Below are 21,747 nucleotides of genomic sequence, written 5' to 3' on the forward strand. Positions count from 1 at the left end.
GGGTGAAAAGTAAAACAGTTGTCGTTTTCGGAATTTGTTTGCTTACTTTTTTGGGATTTTCATTGATTGCACCAGTTTTTTCTTATGCGGAGTCTAAGGAGAATGATGTCGGAATCCGTTTCACAGAAGGGAGTACTGACAACACAGAACAATCTTCTGATGATTCCAAAAAAGAGCCGGCTGTAATAAAACCAACGACCAAACCAGGCGGGAGACTACCGTCAACAGGTGAATTGATGCAGCCAGTGATTTTATTACTAGTGGGTTGGTTAGTGGTCATTATTGGAACAGCGATTTTTTTGAGTTCCCAAAAAGCAAATAGTGAGGAGGGGTGAGAGTGTCTTCTGTATATATTTGGATTGCAGGGATGGGCGTAATAGGGTTAGTATCACTACTATTATTTTTCTATTTCTTTATGCAATCTTTAAAATTAAAAAGAAAGTTGAAGTATTCAAATCGTGTGTTGATCTTAAATTGGTTGATGTTACTTATTCCAATTAGTTCATTTAGTATGATGATTTATTTCTTCATGAATGTGAAAGATCAATTGATACAATTTGGATAAAAGAAGACTAGTCAAGATAGAGGATAAAATTATGAAAAAAAGAATCTATTTTATTTTATCAATGATAATGATGATTGGGGTGCTGTTTTTTTGGACGAGTCAAGTTGAAGCAGTACCAGCGAATGGGTATTATAGATGGGGACAAGGTGGTATAAGCACTATTGTAGATCCTAGTCAACCTCAATTAAACATTGCTAAGGATACCGTCCAACTATCATTTAATCCAGCTAACACTACTTATAAGTTTGGAAATGAAATAATCAAAGGTACAGAGATTCCTAAAAATGGTAAATCATTTACTCTTTATTATAATCGCGCTTGCTTAGAAATATCTAATGTAGGTAATTACAAGGGAGAAATGCTGAACTTACAAATTTACAATGCCAATGATAAGAGTCAGTATTCTACCATCATTGTAAAACCAGATGGGAGTGTTACATCTGTCGTGGATGGGACTAATCGGAATACCTATGCTGCTTTTTATTATCCTATGAGGCAATTTAGATTGAAATTTGTTGATTCTAATGGCAATCCCAAACCCAATATTCCCGTATTATTAACACAAACACAGCAGAATTCTACACAGTATAATTCTGAAACTGACTATGGATTTGATGCACCGGGATTTAATCAACTTTTTGGTCTTAAAGGTACAGAAGCGAGCAATTCCTATATCGCTTATAGATATTATAATGATTTGCCCTATTTAGCTATTCAGGCTGTAACAACTAATATGTTTACGTATGCGTATTATGGGAATACATCTGCTTATGGGGAAATCTTTTTATATGTTGGACAAGGAACGTATAACAACGACTATCGGTATAGAGATATAAACTATAGTATTTTTAATCCTACTGCTGAATATAGTCTAATACCATTAGTTTATCCAAACACAAATAGCTCTGTAGCAGATCAAACAACAGATAAGGGAAAGTACATTAATATTACAACATCTCAACTACTAGTGAAGCAGAAAAATGCTAGTTTTTATCCAACTGCGGGTTCATTAAATTTAGCAATTAATGAAAGTAATATTGATTATTTGCAGGTAACAAAAGATGATTTTACTTTATTAGTGGGAGATACAATAATTCCAAATAGTGGATATTCTATTTCGGTGAATCAAACTACAGATAGTTCTGCAACAATCAATATCAATTTATTAGGTAGTTTTGCTTCTCAGTATGCAGGACAAACATTGACCGTCAAACAAAAGTCTTTGATTTATTCAGATCCAATGAGTATGAATAGTTTGGTTGACAGTAGATTACCTATAGCGATCGGAACTCAGTTAACTTATAAAATGTCTTCAGCTGTTCAAACAAATACAAACATGTCTGTTCTGACAAATAAATCTGATTTTAAATTTACTGTTGTTCCAGAACTAACAGCTAAATTGACGGATGGTTACACTGTAAACACTGGGACTACTTTGTATGATATTCCACTTGAAGACCTTGTAAGAGATATGAACAATACGTATTTTCCTTGGGATGAAGTAAGTGCAGGGTATCAAAATACAAATCAAACGTTAACGACGGGTGCAAATAAAGTTAATATAGTTTTAAAAAGTGACAAATTCAACTATACGCAAATCGTAACTGCGACTGTGAATGTAGCAGATGGATACAAGTTAACGTATGATGGAAATGGCGGTACCTTGAATGGTCAAACAACCACAGAGACAAAGTTTACCAAAGATGGTACATCATTAATGGATGGATCTCAGTTTGTTAGAAAAGGGTATACCTTTACTGGCTGGTCAACGACAGCAAATGGCGCTGTAAGTTTTAAAGCAGGTTATAATTATGGTACGCTTGCGACTGAGCAAAAAGATACGACTTTATACGCTTGCTGGAAAAAGGTCGAGTATAAATTAACGTACAATGGTAACGGTGGGACAGTCAACGGAAAAGCAATTTCTGATGATATTCCTTTTACTGTTGATGGAGTGAAGTTATTAGACGCTTCTAAAGTTATTCGCAAAGGGTACACCTTTACCGGTTGGTCAACAACAGCAACTGGTGTAGTGGCTTATCAAGCAGATTATATCTATGGGAAACTTGATACAGAGATGAAAGATACAACTTTGTATGCTTGTTGGAAAATAGACCAACATACATTGACGTATAACGGAAATGGCGGCACAATTGACGGTCAAGCAACGACTAAAGTCCCTTTTACTATTGATGGAATTAAGTTACTTGGTGAGGCTAATGTTGTTCGAGAAAACTATACGTTCTTAGGGTGGTCAACTTCCCCAACTGATAGCACGAAATTGCTAAAAGAAGGCTATACCTACGGGACGATTGATGCAGAAATGAAAGATACTACGCTATATGCTTGTTGGGAAGAAACAACAAGGATAACGGTTAGTTGGAATGCCGATAAAATCGAAACAAGTACTACAAAGAAAGTAGATCGCGCGGATAGCACGAGTACAATGTCGTTTTATTGGAATTCTAACAAAAAAAATACTCAGTATCTCATCAAGCAAAAAGTTGCAAATCAGCAAACGGATTTAAAGAAAATTATTCAAGAAGATGACACTGATGCACTGAAGAAAGACCAAGTAGAAATCAATACAGAAAAATTAGCTTATGGTGACAATCAAATGACGCTTGAATTTTATCAATTGGATGCTACAGGTAAGGTTCTAACTAGTGATAAGGCAGATGCAATATTAAATTTAACGATTGCAATTAATGGTTCGTTAAGATTAGAGTCTGTTCCTGATTCGCTGTATTGGACAAATCGATCATCTGATTCATCTATTGGAATTCTTGATCGTGATACAAACAACGACATTGAATTATCAGTAGTAGATAGTAGAGAGAATCAAAATGATGATTGGTCTATTCAGGCAAACCTTACTATGGTTGAAGAAGATATTCCTTTTGGTTTTGTTTGGAAAAGTAGTACTTCTTCTAGTGATGTTCCGATGAATGAGAGTCCAATCACTATTATGGATAAGAATTCAGCTAGTCACAAAGGGTCCTATGAATATTCACAAACATGGAACGATAAATTAGGTGTGTTACTTCAAAGTCATCGAAAGATATCAGAAGGTAATTACAGTGGGAAAGTGATTGTTAATTGGACGATAACTGAAGGGCCGATTTAAGTAATAACGAAAAAAAGCGATTCTTAAACGATTAAATAAGGCTTTAATACTATTTTAGTGGGTGTGAGAATGTTCAAATGATCATTAAGCACTCACTTCTTTTCAACGTTTGTGAAATTGATTATAATAAGATGTCTAGCCAAAATGGAGACATCTTATTATTTTTGCACAAAAAGAGCGGATTCTCATGAAACATTAATGTGAAAGCCTTGAAAATTTCTGTGAAAAAGTGCATTATAGAACTAATACATAAAAGACATAATTTGAAAGGAAGACATTATGCCAGAGCGTGGATTATTAATTGTGCTTTCAGGTCCTTCTGGAGTTGGGAAAGGCACTGTACGAAAAGCAATTTTTGATAGTGAAGGGAATGATTTTCACTATTCGATCTCTATGACGACTCGTAAAATGCGAGAAGGTGAGGTAGAGGGGGTTGATTATTATTTTCGGACAAGAGAAGAATTTGAAGCTATGATTGAAGCTGGAGAAATGTTAGAATATGCAGAGTACGTAGGAAATTATTACGGGACGCCGCTTTCTTATGTCAATCAAACACTGGATGAAGGCAAAGATGTCTTTTTAGAAATTGAAGTACAAGGTGCACGTCAAGTGAAAGATAAAGTACCAGATGGTGTTTACATCTTCTTGACACCACCAGATTTAGCAGAATTAAAGTCGCGTATTGTAGGGCGTGGCACAGATGCTCATGAAGTGATTGAAGAGCGGATGCGTATTGCTCGCGAAGAAATTGAAATGATGGCCTTATATGACTATGCAGTTGTTAATGATGAAGTGCCTCTTGCAGTGAAGCGAATCAAAGAAATTATTGCCAGTGAACATTTTCGTGTGGATCGGGTAATTGGAAAATATATTAAAATGTTAAAGGAGATGTAGCCTTATGATGTTAAAACCATCAATTGACTCATTATTGAACGAAGTTCCTTCTAAGTATTCACTTGTTATTTTAGCAAGCAAACGTGCGCATGAATTAGATGAAGGCGCGCAACCAACAATAGAAGGATTTGAATCTGTAAAAAGCGTTGGACAAGCACTAGAAGAAATCGATGCTGGAACAGTAATCAACGACCCAAATCCAGAAGAAAAACGTGAAAAAATGCGTTTAGCTAAAGAAGAGCAAAAAATGATGCGTGATCAAGAACAAAGAGAATTAGAAAATCGCATTCGTGATGAAAGAAATTAAGCATGTAATAAAAGATTGGATTCTGCTTGGAAAAGTTGACGCCAATCTTTTTCTTTTTCAGTAAATGATTGGTTAAGCTTGTTAATGAGTACAAGACAAAAGCCCGATTCTTTAGTACAATAAGCAAAGAGATTTTAGTGCTGAAAAGCCTAATTACATAGAATGGTTAGAATGGAGGGATAAAAATGAGAAAAGTGGCACAAGTTATTGTAGATGTTCCAACGATGCAGACAGATCAGCCGTTTACTTATTTGATTCCTTCACAATTAGAACAACAACTTGCGGTAGGGATGCGTGTGGAAGTTCCTTTTGGCAATGGCAATCGTCACGTGCAGGGCTTTGTATTAGCTATTACGCAAGAAAATGAAGAGATAGTCTCTGATCAACGAATCGCTTGGAAAGAAATTCAGTCGGTATTGGATTTGAAACCAGTATTGAATGCAGAACTTTTAGAACTAGCTGATTATATGAAGGAAAAAACATTTGCATTTAAAATTACTTGTCTGCAAACGATGTTACCAAGTGTGATGCGCTCAGATTATAAAAAGTATATTTATTTAACGGACGAGTTAGATGCAACACTTTTAGAGCAACTATTTCACGGATCAGCTGAAGTTTCTTGGGATGAGGCACTTGAACGTGGCATTTTACCGCAATTGATGAATTTAAGAAAAGAACATAAAGTTGATATTCGTTATGAAGTGAAGACGCGTAATAAAGCAAAAATGATTCGTTCAATTCAAGCGAAAAAGAATTTTGAACAACTGGAAGAAGAGCGCGCTGGCTTACGTAAAGGTTCGCAAAAAAAAGAACAGTTGATTTATTACTTACAAAATTTAGGATTAGAAAAAACAACAACAGTTAAAGAGATGAAAGAGCTAGGATTTAGTTTAGCTAGTTTGAATGATGGCGAAAATCGTGGCTGGTTGACCTTTATCGAATCAGAAATGTATCGCGATCCTCATGCTGGACAAACATTTGCAAAAACGACAGCATTAGCCTTGAATGATGAACAACAAACCGCAGTTGATGAAATTTTAAGTAGTATGAATCAAAAGGCGAGTAAGACCTATTTACTGGAAGGAATTACTGGTAGCGGTAAAACGGAAGTTTATTTGCAAGTCATTGCGGAAGCGTTAATTCAAGGGAAAACTGCAATTATGTTAGTGCCAGAAATTTCCTTGACGCCGCAAATGGTTGACCGATTTAAAAGTCGTTTTGGGGAACAAGTTGCGGTGATGCACAGCGGACTGTCTCAAGGAGAAAAATATGATGAGTGGCGGAAAATCGAACGCGGAGAAGCACAAGTTGTAGTTGGCGCGCGTTCTGCTATTTTTGCTCCGTTAGATAATTTAGGCGTCATTATTATTGATGAGGAACATGAAGCAAGCTATAAACAAGAAGAAACACCGCGTTATCATGCACGCGATTTAGCAATTTGGCGTGGTGGATTTCATCATTGTCCAGTAGTTCTTGGTAGTGCAACTCCTTCGTTAGAATCTCGGGCGCGAGCGCAAAAAAATGTCTACCAACGTTTATTATTAACTGAACGAGCAAATCAATCGGCGAGGTTACCAACAATTGATATTGTCGATATGCGCCAAGAAGTACAAAATAAAAATACTTCATCTTTTTCGTATGCTTTACAGGAAAAAATACGAGATCGTTTAGATAAGAAAGAACAAAGCGTATTGCTTTTGAATCGTCGTGGCTATTCTTCTTTTGTTATGTGTCGAGATTGTGGCTTCGTTTTACCTTGTCCTAATTGTGATATCTCGTTGACGTTACATATGGACTCAAAAACAATGAAGTGCCATTACTGTGGTCATGAAGAACGAATTCCCTATCGTTGTCCCGAATGTGGGAGCGATAAGATTCGTTATTATGGAACGGGAACACAAAAAGTAGAAGAAGAATTAAAAGAACTTTTCCCTGATAGTCGTGTATTGCGGATGGATGTTGATACTACACGGCGAAAAGGTGCGCATGAAAAAATCTTATCAGCCTTTGGCAATCGCGAAGCAGATATTCTGTTAGGAACACAAATGATTGCTAAGGGATTGGATTTTCCAGAGGTTACTTTGGTTGGCGTATTAAATGCAGATACGGCGCTTAATTTACCTGATTTTCGTTCAAGTGAACGAACGTTTCAATTACTGACTCAAGTTAGTGGACGAGCGGGGCGGGCTGAAAAAGCGGGTGAAGTGATTATTCAGTCATTTAATCCAGAACATTATGCGATTCAATTAGCTAAAGCCCAAGATTATGAAGATTTTTATCAAAAAGAAATGCAGATACGGCATCGTGGCGATTATCCACCTTTTTACTTTACCGTTCAAATTACGGCAAGTCATCCAGATGAAAATCAAGCGGCGAAGCAAATGTTTTCAATCGTTAATGAATTAAAACAGGGGTTATCAGACCATAGCATTTTACTAGGTCCAACGCCGAATGCGATTTTACGCGTTAATAATCGTTATTTTTATCAAGTGATTATTAAATATAAACAAGAGCCAAATTTACAAAGAATACTAAAGAAAATTTTATCCGATACACAAAAAGTGACAGCGAAAGGCTTACGAGTATCGATTGATGCGGAACCAATGAATTTTATTTGAGTGATTTTTTGGTGGAGGAAGAAGGGAGTTTTTCAATTTCCTAGCATTGAGAAGCATCTCTTGTGGAAAATAGATAATCTGAATGAGAAACAAAAAGCGTTCACCATTCAGATTCCTAGTTTTCTAAAGGGATAACCGCTTCATTCAGCTTTTTTTGTTTTCTAGCTTCCAGAAGCAGCTCTTCGGCAAATAGATAAATAGCTAGAAAGATAAGGAGCATCTTTCCATCTATTTCCTAATTTGCTTCAGAGCTAACCACTTCATTCAGCTTTTCTTATTCGAAAGGAGTTTTTTTTAATGCGTTATCCTATTGTTATTTATCCAAATGATCGTTTGACTCAAAAAGCGGAGTCGGTGACGGTAATTACTGATGAGATTGTTGCTTTACTAGAAGATATGTATGAAACGATGGTTGCTCATGATGGAATTGGGCTTGCGGCTCCTCAGATTGGGAAAAATTTGCGGTTGGCTGTGATTGAGATTGATGAGGAAACTGGGCTTTTTGAATTGATTAATCCTGAAATCATTGAATCTAAAGGCAAAGATATTGATGTGGAAGGGTGTTTGAGTATTCCTGAAACGTATGGAACGGTTGAACGGGCAGATGAGGTAACGGTTCGTTATTTTGATCGTGAAGGGGATGAAATCGAAGTTACGGCTTACGGTTATTTAGCACGAGCGTTTCAGCATGAAATTGATCATTTAAATGGCGAATTATTTATCGATAAAATTATTGAACCAATCAAACCAGAAGATTTAGAAGCATATATGGAGGAACATATAAATGACTAAAATTATATTTATGGGGACACCAGCTTTTTCAGTACCGATTTTAGAAGGATTGTTAGAACAAGGCTACGATGTTTTAGCGGTCGTGACGCAACCGGATCGCCCGGTTGGACGAAAAAGAGTGATTACACCGCCACCAGTAAAAGAAGCGGCTTTAAAACATAATCTACTTGTTTTACAACCAGAAAAAATTTCGGGATCTCCTGAAATGGATCAAGTTATTGAATTAGCACCGGATATTATTGTAACTGCAGCTTTTGGGCAATTTTTACCAGAAAAAATTCTAAAAGCACCTAAATTTGGTGCGATTAATGTTCATGCTTCTTTACTTCCAAAATATCGTGGTGGTGCGCCAGTTCATTATTCGATTATTGATGGTGAGCAAGAAACAGGTGTGACAATCATGGAAATGATTAAAAAAATGGATGCAGGAGATATTTTAGCTCAAAAAGCAATTCCAATAACGAAGCAAGATGATGTCGGAACGATGTTTGAACGTTTAAGTAAGGTTGGCAAAGAGCTTTTACTGGAAACATTACCGAAAATCTTAGCAAATGAAATCACACCAATTCCACAAGATGAAGCGAATGTGACTTTCTCACCAAACATTACACGGGAACAAGAAAAAATCGATTGGCATAAAACAGCAGAAGAAATTGATAACCAAGTTCGTGGTATGCGGCCGTGGCCAACTGCTTTTACTACCTACAAAGAAACGACTTGGAAATTGTGGCAAGTAACTCCTTTGGCTGAAACAACAGAGGCAGAAGCTGGAACAATTATTAAACGTACAAAAAAAGAACTATGGATTGCTTGTGGACAAGGAACAGTCCTTTCAATAGTTGTATTGCAACCGTCAGGTAAAGGAAAATTAGCTGTTCAAGATTTCTTGAATGGCGTAGGAAAATCAGTTTCAGAACAAGATAAGGTGGCATAAAATGGGAAAAAAAATACCAGCAAGAGTTAAACGTTCGGTTCGTTATGTAGCGTTACAGACCATTGAACGAGTAGATAAAGGTGGCGCGTATTCTAATTTGCTATTAAATGAAATGATTAATAAATCAGATTTAGGTGAAAAAGATAGTCGCTTATTTACAGAATTAGTTTATGGAACGATTAGTCGGAAATTATTGTTAGAATACTATTTATCTTCGTATATCACGAATCCTAAAAAAGTGGATAATTGGGTGAAAAACCTCTTAAGTTTATCCGTGTATCAGTTAGTTTTCTTAGATAAAATTCCAGATCACGCTGTAATCAATGAAGCGGTAGAAATTGGTAAACATCGTGGCAATAGCGGAATCGGTAAATTTGTAAATGGTGTTTTACGTGCCTTTCAACGAGAAGGTGTGCCAAGTTTAGCCGAAATTTCTGATCCAATTGAACGTTTATCGGTAGAAATCAGTATGCCAGTGTGGTTAACGAATAAATTAGTTGCTCAATTAGGCATTGATGAGACGCGAAAACTGGGGCTCTCGTTATTTGAAAAAAGCCATGTCAGTGGGCGTGTAGATACAAGAGCAATCAGTGTTTTTGAAGCTTTAGAAGAGATTCAAGAGGCAGGGATAGAGGCGTCAGCTAGCCAAGTTTCTCCTTATGGTGTTGTAGCAGATAAAGGATTTTTAGCGGGTCATTATCTTTTTGATGAAGGAAAATTAACGATTCAAGATGAAAGTTCGATGTTAGTCGCACCTGCGCTACAAATCGAAAAAAATCATGTAGTTTTAGATGCTTGTGCAGCTCCTGGAGGGAAAACGGTACATATCGCATCATTTTTAGATGCTGCCCAAGGTGGACGAGTAAAAGCACTAGATATTCATGATCATAAAATTAAATTAATTCGCCAAAATGCTGAACGGTTACATGTAAAAGAGGTCGTAGACACAGAAAAGCTAGATGCACGTAAAGTTGGAACAGAATTTCCAGCAGAATATTTTGATCGTATTTTAGTGGATGCTCCATGTTCAGGTTTAGGTCTGATGCGTCGTAAACCAGATATAAAATATAATAAAGCACCAGAAGATTTTGAAGAATTACCGAAAATTCAGTTGGAAATTCTTGAAAGTGTTTCACATACTCTAAAACAATGGGGTATAATGGTCTATAGCACATGTACAATTGCCCAAGAAGAAAATCAAGAAGTCGTCGCTACATTTTTAAAGAAGCATCCTGAATTAAAAAAAATTGATGTAAAAGTCAATGAGGTTGTTCAATCAGCCATTCATGAGCAAATGCTGACGTTATATCCACATCAATTGGGAACAGATGGTTTCTTTATTTGTTGCATGCAGAAAGTTTGTTAAATGAGGTGATCGAAAAATGGAAATCAATTTCCAAACAGATGTAGGTCAAAGAAGAAATACCAATCAAGATTACGCTGGATTGTTTGAAAATAAAACGGGTCTAGCACTAGCTGTTTTAGCTGACGGAATGGGCGGCCATCAAGCTGGCGATGTTGCCAGTCAAATGGCGGTTAATAATCTTGGAGAACAATGGCAAAAAAGCGAGATTCACACATCAGAAAAAGCGATTCAATGGTTGATTCAAGAAATTCAATCAGTCAACGAAGCGATTTATGAGAAAGGGCAATCGAAACCTGAGTATCAGGGGATGGGAACGACGATTGTTACTGCAGCGCTTTTGAAAGAGTCTTTAGTATTGGCTAATATTGGGGATAGTCGCGCTTATTTAGTCCGAGGGGATCAATTATTGCAATTAACGGAAGATCATTCTTTGGTGAATGAGTTAGTAAAATCAGGTGAAATTACAGCAGAAATGGCAGCAAACCATCCTAGAAAAAATGTTTTAACGCGATCACTAGGAATGCCAAAAACGGTTGAAGTAGATGTAACAAACCATGTTTGGTTACCAAATGATTATATTGTTCTTTGTTCAGATGGGTTGACGAATATGGTGTCAGAAGCGAAGATGCTTGAGATTATCCATTCTGCACAGTCTTTAAAAGAGAAGGTTGCGACACTGATTACTGCTGCAAATGAAGCGGGTGGTTTAGACAATATTACGGTCTTAATCATTCATTTTGATGAGCGTAAGGAGGCAACACAATGATTGAGATCGGCAGAAAACTAAATGGTCGATATCACATTATTGGTAACATTGGCAGTGGCGGAATGGCTAACGTATTTTTAGCGCATGATTTGATTTTAGATCGTGATGTGGCGATAAAAGTTTTGCGTTTTGACTTCCAGAATGACCAAGCAGCGATTCGTCGTTTTCAACGGGAAGCTCTTGCAGCGACGGAACTAGTTCATCCGAATATTGTGAGTGTCTATGATGTAGGAGAAGAAGACGGGCTACAGTATTTAGTGATGGAATATGTTAAAGGGATGGATTTAAAACGTTATATCCAAACACATTATCCGATGCCTTATGCGACAGTAGTTGATATCATGGAACAAATTTTATCTGCTGTTTCACTAGCTCATGAACATCGAATCATTCATAGAGATTTAAAACCACAAAATATTTTGATGGATGAACATGGTGTCGTTAAAATTACAGATTTTGGGATTGCGATTGCTTTGTCAGAAACTTCGATTACGCAAACCAATACCATGCTTGGTTCAGTTCATTATTTATCACCAGAACAAGCGCGTGGTAGTATGGCAACAAACCAATCAGACATTTATGCTGTCGGGATTATTTTATATGAGATGTTGACAGGAAATGTTCCTTTCGATGGCGAATCGGCAGTAACAATTGCGTTAAAACATTTTCAAGAAGAAATGCCTTCAGTGAAAAGTATTGATCCAAATATTCCGCAATCATTAGCGAATGTAGTTTTGAAAGCAACAACGAAAGATCCAGCTGATCGTTATAAAACAGCAGAAGAAATGGCGCAAGATTTATACACTGTTTTGGCAGCCAATCGATTGGATGAACCTGTGTGGCAACCTACGGCTCTGATGGGTGAAACAATTGCTTTAACCCCAATTACAGAGGATACGCCAATGCCGGATTCTTTTAATGTTCCTGAAAATGAACCAGAACAGGAAATACTTGAACCTTTACCAGAGCCAGTTAAGAAGAAAAGTAAGAAACCATTGATCGTAGTTCTAAGTATTGTCGCAATCGCCTTATTTGGTCTGATTTTGATGTATTTCTTAGGTGGGCAATCAAGTAATGATGTAGATGTTCCTGATGTTAAAGATAAAACAGAAGCAGAAGCAAGAAAGATACTAGAAGATGCTAAGCTAAAAGTAAAAGAGGATGTAAAAGAAATTTCAGATGAATCTATTGAAGCTGGAAACGTCGTTAAAACAGATCCTGCAATCGGTCAATCTGTGAAAAAGAATCGAGAAGTCCAACTTTACGTTAGTTCAGGTGCTAAAAAGATTAAGTTGAAAGATTATGAAGGGGAGACGTATGACGATGCTCTTAGCGCATTGAAAAAATTGGGATTCCCTGAAAGTAATATTAAGAAGCAAACACAATCTAGTACAGATGTTGATGAAGGGAAAATTATCAGTCAAAAACCAACATCAGGTACAGAACTTGATCCTAAAACAGATGAAGTCAAATTGATTGTCAGTACAGGTCCAGATAGTGTCACTATTGGTGATTATTCGCAATATGCCTATGAAACTGCAGTTGCCGAGTTAATGGGATTAGGCTTATCAGAAAATCAAATTATTCCTTCTTATGAAGAAAGTGAAACGGTTCAAGCTGGCTTGATTATTTCTCAAACCCCAGCGGGTGGTTCATCAGTTAGCCTTAAAAATGGTAAAGTAACGTTAGTTGTGAGCAAAGGGTCGGACAAAATTGTTCTAGGTAATTATGCAGGCTATACTGCTGATGGAGCCGCAAATGCATTAGAAGCACTAGGGATTAGTAGTGACCGTATTATTCGTAAGGAAGAAACAAATGATGCGGAAGCTGGAACGGTCTTTTCACAAACACCAGCAGCGGGCTCGTCATTCAATGTAACCAAAGATAAAATTACACTATATATAAGTAAGGGAACAGATAAAATCACGATTCCTTCCTTTGAAGGGAAAACTGTTGCTCAATATAAGGCAGAATTAAGTAGTTTGGGAATTACTGGTGTGATTAGCGAACAACAAGAGACTTCAACGAAAGATAAAAATCAAGTGACACGAATATCTGTAAATGTTGGAGACAAAGTAGCACCTAATACAGCAATCACGATTTTCTACTCATCTGGTCCATCAACTAATGGTGGCGATGCTGGAAAAGAGGAAAATACTGGAAATAGTTAACGTATTTCTAAGTGATTTTTAACTAATCAACTCAAGAAATTGATGCAAAAGAGGTTGTTTTTGAAAAACAACCTTTGCATCAATTTTTTTTATTTTTAATAATCCCAAAAAATCCTCAATCGAATAATCATATTTTGAACAAAAGAAACCCTTTACATTATTGCTTTCAAATGGTATATTACCACTATAAGAAAATCGAATAAGTAACATTGGATAGTAACTGTTTAAATACAAGCTAGACCTATTTACGAACTAATAAGCCAGATTCGCCTGGTTTGTTTAGTGCTGTAAATAGGTTTTTTTCATTGGAGGTGAAATGAAAGTGGAAATCATCAAAGTTATCAACAATAATGTAGCGTTAGCTCGTAATGAACGTGGAAAAGAAGTAATTATTAAAGGCAAAGGTCTGGCGTTTCAGCGACAGGCGGGAGATATTGTGAATAAAGAGATTGTCGAGCAGTTTTTTTATTTATCTGATAAAGAAACATTTGAGCGCTTTGATGAGTTGTTAACAGAAATGCCCATCGAATACCTAGATTTAGCAGTCAAAATAATTGATCAATCCAAGTTGATTTTAGGAAAAAAACTGAATGAAAGCATTTATTTATCATTAGCGGATCATATTTATAATACGATTTTACGTAAAAAAGAAGGTATTGAATTAAAAAATGCCTTGTTATGGGAAATCAAAAGCTTTTATCCTGACGAATACAAGATTGGTAAATTGGCTCTAAGCTATATCAAGGAAACGTTTGACATTACCTTAGCAGAAGACGAAATTGGTTTTATTGCGCTTCACATCGTTAATGCGGAAGTAGAAGAAGGAAGTCCAGATGCGTATAAGGTCACAAAATTAATGCAAGAGATCGCTAATATCGTACGACTGTTCTTTAAAATCAATTTCGAAGAGGATTCAGTCTATTATTATCGTTTTATTACCCATCTCAAATTTTTCTCACAACGCGTGATAGCAGATAAAACGTATGATAGCCAGGAAGATCCCGAAATGATTTCATTTATGCAACGAAAGTACCATCGATCTTATCTTTGTGTAGAAAAAATATCTGAGTTCCTTCTAAATAATTATCGTTACCAATTATCGGATGAAGAGGGCTTATATTTAACGGTTCATATTCAAAAAGTTATTAGTCAATAATAGAAAGAGGTGAGTTGTTTCTTTTCGGATAGTGACATTCAGTTGGCTAGACCTTCACAATCTATTTTAAATTTGGAGGAAAACGAAATGGCAGATTATACACAATTAGCAAGTCAAATTATTAAAGAAGTAGGTGGGAAAGACAATATTACTAGTCTAGCCCACTGTATCACTCGATTACGTTTTAAATTAAAAGATGAATCACTAGCAAATGATGAAGCGCTAAAAACAATGAACGGCGTTGTAACGATTATGAAATCGGGTGGACAATACCAAGTTGTAATCGGTAATCATGTAGCAGATGTTTTTGATGCAATCAATATTCAATTAGGCGATTTTACGCCACAAGAAGAAAGTGGCGAGCATAAAAAAACAATCGATCGTTTAATTGATCTTGTTTCAGGAATTTTCCAACCGGTATTAGGAATCATGGCTGCAGCAGGAATGTTAAAAGGATTGAATGTTTTATTCAGTGTCATGGGACTTTATAGTGATTCTAGTGGTGCGTATATCATTATCGCCGGGATGAGTGATGCCTTATTTATGTTTTTACCTGTTTTTCTAGGGTATACTTCCGCTCAAAAATTTAAGCTAAAACCATTTGTCGGCGTCTTGATTGGTTTAGCCTTATGCTATCCTAGTCTTCAATTGTCCGCGATTGCAGAAACGACAGAGCCTTTATATACATTATTCAATCATACGATTTTTGCATCACCTATTTATTTAGACTTTTTCGGCATTCCAGTGATTACGATGGATTACACCTCTACCGTGTTACCCGTTATTTTCATTGTTTTTATTGCTGCTAAGTTAGAAAAATTCTTTAATAAAGTGATTCCAGATGTTATTAAATTCTTTACAGTACCGATGTTAACATTATTTATTTCAATGATCTTAGGACTTATCGTGATTGGACCGATTGTTACCTTTTCTTCTACTTTGATTGCAGAAGGAATTTTAGCTGTTCGTAATTTCAGTCCGATTCTTTCAGGTGCTTTAGTTGGTTTCTTCTGGCAAATCATGGTTATTTTTGGTGTTCACTGGGGATTGATTCCAATTTATATTAATAATATTATGACGCTTGGTTATGATAATGTGATGATGCCATTTTTTGCGACAACTTTTGCACAAACAGCTGTTGTAGTAGCAATCATGTTAAAAACGAAAAATAAGAAACTAAAAGAAATGGCTTTTCCAGCTGCTGTTTCAGCCTTTTTCGGTGTAACGGAGCCTGCAATTTATGGAATTACGTTACCACTGAAAAAACCATTTATTATTAGCTGTATTGCTTCGGCGATTGCTGGTGCGTATTTTGGTTATGCAAATCTACGAGAATATATATTTGGTGGAATCGGTATTTTTGAATTTCCAGCAATGATTAACCCAGAAACAAAAGGGATGGGGGATATAGTTGTCGGTCTAATTGGCGCCGGTATTGCGATGGCAATTGCATTCGTGGCAACGATGATTACCTTTAAAGATCCAGAAGAAGCGATTGCAGTGGAAAAAGAAACAGAAACAACGAATGGAACTTTAACACATATCAATACGAATATGACAGTCAGCAGTCCAATCGAAGGAAAAATCGTTCCGTTAGAACAAGTTGAAGATGCGGCTTTTGCTCAAGGTTTGTTAGGTCTTGGTGTTGGTATCCTTCCAACAAAGGGTGAAGTAGTCGCGCCATTTGATGGCGTAGTTGCGACATTGTTTCCAACAAAGCATGCTTTAGGACTGATTTCAGATGAAGGAATGGAAGTACTGATCCATATTGGTTTAAATACTGTTCAGTTAGATGGTCAATATTTTGAGAGTTTTGTTGAACAAGGTGATCATGTCGTTAAAGGACAAAAGCTTTTGACTTTTGATCAAGAAAAAATCAAAGAAGCTGGTTTTTCGGTCATTACACCTGTGATTGTGACCAACTCTTCTGATTATTTAGATATTTTACCAACGGATCAAACTGAAATTACACAAAATCAAACCTTGCTAAAAGGGTTGGTAAAGAAAAATTGAATATACGTGAAAAACATAAGTAGTTGAAGTTAATTAGTTTCATATTAACGATTAATAGAATGAAATAAAAAAGCGAGTGTAAAGTAGTTAATCAGATATTCCTGTTTAACTACTTCACACTCATTTTTATTTAATAGCCATATTGGTACTCATCTACTGCAGGTTCGGAATAATCGGCAGTCGGATAAGATTCTTCATAGTATATTTCTTCATTAGCTGGATCTGAAGAAGTTGTTCCGTTTGCTGCTGGAGTTGTGGAAGTAGTTTGTTCGTTTTCAGGGTTCCAAGTAAGATTTAGTTGTTTCGCTAAAGCTTTTTGAACACGAATTTTTTCTTCATCAGGAATGATTTGATACGAAATACCTAATTCTCCAGTGTATCCATCACCAGTAAATCCTTCACCTTGTAATTGGTCACTTTCAATATTTTTAAGAGCCTTTTGATAGTTTTTAAGGACAGTAATCATTTGATCTAAAGTCATATCTGTTTGGCCATTATCACCGATTACATTAAGTAATTCTTGATAACGAAAAACACTTTTAATCGAAAGCATTTCTTGCATTAGTAATGTCGTTACTTCACGTTGACGTTTTTGTCTACCATAATCCCCATCGTATTCACGCATACGCGCATACTGTAATGTTTCCCAACCGTTTAAGTGTTGTTTTCCTTTCGGGTAATGAATGCCTTCTGCGTCAAATTCAAACTCATTATCAACATCTACGCCACCAACCGCTTCCGCTAATTGAGATAGTCCATCCATGTTAATACTAAAGTAGTGGTTGATTGGGATATCCATATAATTTTCTACAGTATCGATAATCATTTTTTCTCCACCGTATGAATGGGCATGGTTGATTTTATCATGTAAGCCATCTTCGCCGATGATTTCTACATAAGCATCTCGTGGAATACTTGTTAAGGTCGTTGTTCCAGTATCATTATTTAAGGTTGCGACCATAATTGTATTAGCACGGAAATCGGTTTTTCGTTTGGAATCATTAGCGATTCCTAAAAGTAAAATACTAATCGGTTCGCTTGAATTGCTATCAACAGGTGTTGATTTTCTTTCCAAAGGTTGATACATTGCACTGGCTGTTTTTTGTACGCTCGTGAATACTTTGATTCCGTAAGCAGTAACTGCTGAGGCACCAACTGCTAAAAGTAAAACGGAACAGAAAATTACTTTTTTAACAAAGCTTCGTTTAGCAGAACGAGAAGCGAATTTTCTATCCATATAAGCTTTTTGTAAAATTGCATAAGACAGGTTAATCCAAGTGAAACTTAACAGGAATCCGCCTAAAATATCACTTGGGTAGTGGACACGCAAGAAAATCCGACTCATTGCAATCAATAAAAGATAGACAATCAGTCCAATCTTCAATGGTTTATAATTTTTATGTAATTGTTGTAAAACGATAAATGTTGAACACACCAAGCACATAGCTAATAATGAATGCCCACTTGGGAAACTAAACGATGTTTTGGCTGCTAATTGATCAACATTTGGTCTTGGTCGTGCGACTGAGTGCTTTAAAATAAACCCTAAAAAACTGACAATCAGTACATTCGATACATTCCAAAAGGCCAATAGTCTTTTTTTATGCCACCAAAGAATAATCGAAACCACTAAGCTTACCGCAAAGATTGGAACGATTGTCGCTGTTTTTGCTAATAAATTGACTATTGAGGTCAACGTTGCATTTGGAGTCCAAGAAAATTGATAGATTGAAGAATCAAGTGTATTGAACCAATTGTAATTTTCTACGACTAAAAAAGTTAAAATCGAAAAAAGGACCAAGCCTACGATTGCGTAAACGCCATTTTTTTCTTTCTGTTGTTGCATTGTACCATCCCTTCATAGCTATCTTCAATCAATTGCAGAAGATAAAAACTATTTCTATTCATTTTATTTTTTTCTGTTCACAATAAAAAAGCGACTGAGTCAACTTTTCCATTAATAAAATAGAAAGGAAGAATCAATCGATTAAATCCGTCTGCTTACTCTGTAAAAAAGTAAGTAAAAAGATGTAGTGTATTGATAAGGAAAAACTTATCAAAAAAAGCCAAACACTATCTTTCGAGAGGCTTGACTTGAAATCAATCTCATCGTCCGAGTTTTAGCACTATATAACGTAAAGAATACTCTTAGCTATTTTATGAAAAGCCTTAATTCGACAATTCCTGTTCTACACATTGGCGTCTTTCGACGTTTCTGCGCAATAGCCTATGTTTATATAGGAGCCTCACCTAACAAGGTTATTTTATTTATAGTAGTTCTTATACCACATAATATCTCTTTGAACACCTTTTATCAAGTTTTTTTTAGAATTATCCCACTTATCTTTATAAATCTTAAAGTTTTGATAAACAATTTTGTCAATGACTATTATTAACTTAAGGATAGCTGTCAACAAAAAAATTATTTATAGATAATCTTGAACAGATTGTTTTACTAGCTTGTTATTAAATTATTGGAATGAAATTTTGAAAAGTAGTGTTTGAACGATTCGATTCGTTATTATTTTATGTCAGTAACAACCTCCAGATTAATGTGGAACTAATAAGTAATTTACTGTTGACTGAACCTAAGCTATTCTTAGTACAAGAAATTCTTTAGAGGTGAAAAAAATGATTCTTAAGGATAGGGAAGAAAAATTATTAACAGTGCTACTTAAAGAAAATAATTTTAAACCTGCTAGAGCTATTGCGGTCTTATTGAATGTGTCTACTAAAACGATTTATCAAGATATAGATCAACTAGAAAAACTCGTTGAACAGTATGATTTGTCAATAGAAAAAAAGCCTAGAAATGGGATTCGGCTGAACGGGAGTGATAGAAACAAGAATAAATTAATCGGCGATATGCAGAGTGAAAAAAATGATTCTTCCATATTTAACAATGAGTATCGAAGAGTCTTTCTTTTTTCAGAACTACTTTTTGCTAGAGAAATTCAAAGTTATGCTTTTTATGCTGATAAATTTTATATCAGTATTCAAACCATCAAAAAAGATATGGATAGCATCAAAGAATATTTGATTCAGCAAGGTGTCGAATTAGACAAAAATAGAAATTTACTTGGACAAGAATCGACTATTCAAAACGCGTTTAAAAATTATTATGAAAAACAGACCTTCACTATTACTAACCAAGGAATGCAAGACTTCGCTATTTTTGATAACGCTATCATAGAGGTTGTAAACGAATTTATTAGACCATTCAATCACAACAAAAATCAAAAAAATTATCTTATTTGTTCACTTAGAAATAGCATTTTAGTTTTTCTAAGTCGTTCGACTTTAGGTAACCACTGTGAACAGCGCTCAAATTCGGTATTTAGTGAGATTGAAAATATGCAGTTATATATGACCGCATATGAATTTTTAGAGAAATGTAATAGGGAACTTGATATCTTTTTCAAAGAATCGGATATCTATCATCTTTGTTCTTTATTATTAGCACATGGAATTAAACCAAATGCACCGAAAGTCAATTACTTACTTAAAGAGACGATTGAAACGTTTATTCATCAAATGTCATTACTAATTAATCTTGATTTATCTCAGGACGATGATTTGTTCAATTCGCTACTTTCTCATATTGCACCAATGATTTTTCGCTTGAATATGGGTGTTTCCATAAAGAATCCATTGAAAAAGCAAATTGTCGCTCAATATTCGACGATGTTTAATATAGTGAAGTATAGTGTTCATCTGCTTGAAGAAGTTTTTGAAGTAGAAATTCCTGATGATGAAACTAGTTTCTTAACAATTCACTTTCAATTAGCATTTGAAAAAATAAATTCGACGAAACATATTTTAGTCGTTTGCCCAAATGGCTTAGGAACATCTCAATTAATTTATCAACGAATTAAACAAACCCTCTCAACCAATAATGTTATTGAAAAACTTGATTTTAATGAATTTGAATCAAAAAATTTATCTGGTGTGGATCTAATTATTTCAGCGGTTAAATTACCAGAACAAACAACTGTACCCGTTAGCTATGTTTCAGTGTTACCTACTTATGAGGAAATATCGATAATCAATAAAAAAATATCAAAAATAATTTCAATAGAAAAAAAATTCGAGGATGAAACATCTCAGTTACAGTCTTATTCAATTGATATGATTCTGGATTCAAAACTCATCTTTTTACAAGAAGAGTTTCAATCAAAAGAAGAAATATTTAAACATATTAGTCATTTTCTTTTTAAACGCGGAGCTGTTACCGAAAGATTTGAAAGCGCTATTTTCGAACGTGAAAACATTGGATCGACAGGAATGGATACTGGTGTTGCAATTCCCCATGCTGACCCAAAAACGGTAATTCAAACAAGTTTAGTCATAATGACGTTGAAAAAACCGATTTTATGGGGAAATACTTCTATTCATGTTGTTGTAATGCTTTCTATAGCAGAAAAAGATATGGGCATTGCACGAACGCTTATTTCTTCTATTTATACGATTCTTAGTTCTAAAGAAAATATCGATAAAATTGCCAATTATAACAAAAAAGATGACATTATTCAGTTCTTAAAACAGAAAGGTTGTGCAGCAAATGACTAATTTTTTCGATGGCGAAATTGCCTTATTTAAAGAAAGCGATCATACAAAAGAATCAGCTTTGAAAAAACTTTCTACACAATTATATACAAAATCATTTGTTACGGATGATTTTTACGAACAAATTTTAAAACGAGAAAAAAATTTTCCAACAGGATTAGTTATAAATGGAATTGGTGTAGCAATTCCTCATACCGATAGTCAATTTGTTCGACGATCACAGATTGCTTTTCTATCCTTAACGAATCCTGTTGAATTTTATGAAATGGGTACAGATAGTACGCCAGTGGAGGTGAGAATATTATTTATGCTAGCTTTAAAAGAACCACATGAACAATTAACTATGCTACAAAACTTGATTGCTATGTTTCAAAAGCAGAATACGCTCGCTACTTTTTTAGAAATAGAAACAAAAACAGAGTATATGGACTTATTAAAAATGAATCATTTAATTTGATTACTATTAAGGAGG

The 21,747-nt window shown here is 35.4% G+C and carries 16 protein-coding genes and 1 riboswitch; of the genes, 15 read left to right on the forward strand and 1 reads right to left on the reverse strand.

All coding sequences use genetic code 11. The annotated features are described in order from the left end of the window. The first annotated feature begins 2 nt into the window (after positions 1-2). The 13 genes from ACYSNW_RS09650 to ACYSNW_RS09710 all read left to right on the forward strand — a co-directional run bounded on the left by ACYSNW_RS09650 (position 3) and on the right by ACYSNW_RS09710 (position 16,709). Positions 3-335 carry a hypothetical protein gene (locus ACYSNW_RS09650; protein WP_461744280.1) on the forward strand — a complete coding sequence of 111 codons (333 nt, stop codon included), beginning with the start codon at positions 3-5 and terminating at the stop codon, positions 333-335. 2 nt (positions 336-337) lie between these two features. Beyond that, a complete protein-coding gene (locus ACYSNW_RS09655; RefSeq protein ID WP_461744281.1) occupies positions 338-565 on the forward strand; it encodes a hypothetical protein in 228 nt (75 codons plus the stop codon). A 31-nt stretch (positions 566-596) separates the two neighbouring features. Then, on the forward strand, positions 597-3,692 hold the full coding sequence (locus ACYSNW_RS09660) for an InlB B-repeat-containing protein (protein WP_461744282.1): 3,096 nt from the start codon (positions 597-599) through the stop codon (positions 3,690-3,692). 279 nt (positions 3,693-3,971) lie between these two features. Further along, positions 3,972-4,586, forward strand: a complete 615-nt coding sequence (gene gmk, locus ACYSNW_RS09665) for a guanylate kinase (RefSeq protein WP_461744283.1) — start codon at positions 3,972-3,974, stop codon at positions 4,584-4,586. Between the two features lie 4 nt (positions 4,587-4,590). Further along, positions 4,591-4,893: a DNA-directed RNA polymerase subunit omega gene (rpoZ, locus tag ACYSNW_RS09670; protein ID WP_461744284.1), complete on the forward strand. Its 303-nt coding sequence runs from the start codon at positions 4,591-4,593 to the stop codon at positions 4,891-4,893. A 185-nt stretch (positions 4,894-5,078) separates the two neighbouring features. Continuing rightward, on the forward strand, positions 5,079-7,511 hold the full coding sequence (gene priA, locus ACYSNW_RS09675; protein WP_461744285.1) for a primosomal protein N': 2,433 nt from the start codon (positions 5,079-5,081) through the stop codon (positions 7,509-7,511). A 297-nt stretch (positions 7,512-7,808) separates the two neighbouring features. Further along, positions 7,809-8,303 carry a peptide deformylase gene (def, locus tag ACYSNW_RS09680; protein WP_461744286.1) on the forward strand — a complete coding sequence of 165 codons (495 nt, stop codon included), beginning with the start codon at positions 7,809-7,811 and terminating at the stop codon, positions 8,301-8,303. Continuing rightward, positions 8,296-9,237, forward strand: a complete 942-nt coding sequence (fmt, locus tag ACYSNW_RS09685; protein ID WP_461744287.1) for a methionyl-tRNA formyltransferase — start codon at positions 8,296-8,298, stop codon at positions 9,235-9,237. The genes def and fmt overlap by 8 nt, the downstream gene beginning before the upstream one ends. A 1-nt stretch (position 9,238) precedes the next feature. After that, on the forward strand, positions 9,239-10,603 hold the full coding sequence (rsmB, locus tag ACYSNW_RS09690) for a 16S rRNA (cytosine(967)-C(5))-methyltransferase RsmB (protein WP_461744288.1): 1,365 nt from the start codon (positions 9,239-9,241) through the stop codon (positions 10,601-10,603). A gap of 16 nt (positions 10,604-10,619) precedes the next feature. Continuing rightward, positions 10,620-11,369, forward strand: a complete 750-nt coding sequence (locus tag ACYSNW_RS09695) for a Stp1/IreP family PP2C-type Ser/Thr phosphatase (protein WP_461744289.1) — start codon at positions 10,620-10,622, stop codon at positions 11,367-11,369. Next, a complete protein-coding gene (gene pknB / locus ACYSNW_RS09700; protein WP_461744290.1) occupies positions 11,366-13,540 on the forward strand; it encodes a Stk1 family PASTA domain-containing Ser/Thr kinase in 2,175 nt (724 codons plus the stop codon). The genes ACYSNW_RS09695 and pknB overlap by 4 nt, the downstream gene beginning before the upstream one ends. 322 nt (positions 13,541-13,862) lie before the next feature. Next, positions 13,863-14,696: a BglG family transcription antiterminator LicT gene (gene licT, locus ACYSNW_RS09705; RefSeq protein ID WP_461744291.1), complete on the forward strand. Its 834-nt coding sequence runs from the start codon at positions 13,863-13,865 to the stop codon at positions 14,694-14,696. 87 nt (positions 14,697-14,783) lie between these two features. Further along, positions 14,784-16,709, forward strand: a complete 1,926-nt coding sequence (locus ACYSNW_RS09710; protein WP_461744292.1) for a beta-glucoside-specific PTS transporter subunit IIABC — start codon at positions 14,784-14,786, stop codon at positions 16,707-16,709. Positions 16,710-16,839: 130 nt separating this feature from the next. Here the strand turns inward: ACYSNW_RS09710 and ACYSNW_RS09715 are convergent, their stop codons facing one another. Further along, positions 16,840-18,555, reverse strand: coding sequence for a phosphatase PAP2/LCP family protein (locus tag ACYSNW_RS09715; RefSeq protein ID WP_461744293.1), 1,716 nt, complete (start codon positions 18,553-18,555; stop codon positions 16,840-16,842). A gap of 252 nt (positions 18,556-18,807) precedes the next feature. Then, positions 18,808-18,974, reverse strand: a riboswitch (M-box (ykoK) riboswitch). Positions 18,975-19,340: 366 nt separating this feature from the next. On the opposite strand from ACYSNW_RS09715, the gene ACYSNW_RS09720 reads away from it, so the two are divergent. Next, the gene (locus tag ACYSNW_RS09720) at positions 19,341-21,278 is read left to right on the forward strand and encodes a BglG family transcription antiterminator (protein ID WP_461744294.1); all 1,938 of its coding nucleotides are present in this window, start codon (positions 19,341-19,343) and stop codon (positions 21,276-21,278) included. Further along, on the forward strand, positions 21,271-21,732 hold the full coding sequence (locus tag ACYSNW_RS09725) for a PTS sugar transporter subunit IIA (RefSeq protein ID WP_461744295.1): 462 nt from the start codon (positions 21,271-21,273) through the stop codon (positions 21,730-21,732). Before ACYSNW_RS09720 ends, ACYSNW_RS09725 begins: the two co-directional genes overlap by 8 nt. The last annotated feature ends 15 nt before the right edge of the window (positions 21,733-21,747 follow it).

The organism is Enterococcus sp. LJL99, from assembly GCF_054871725.1.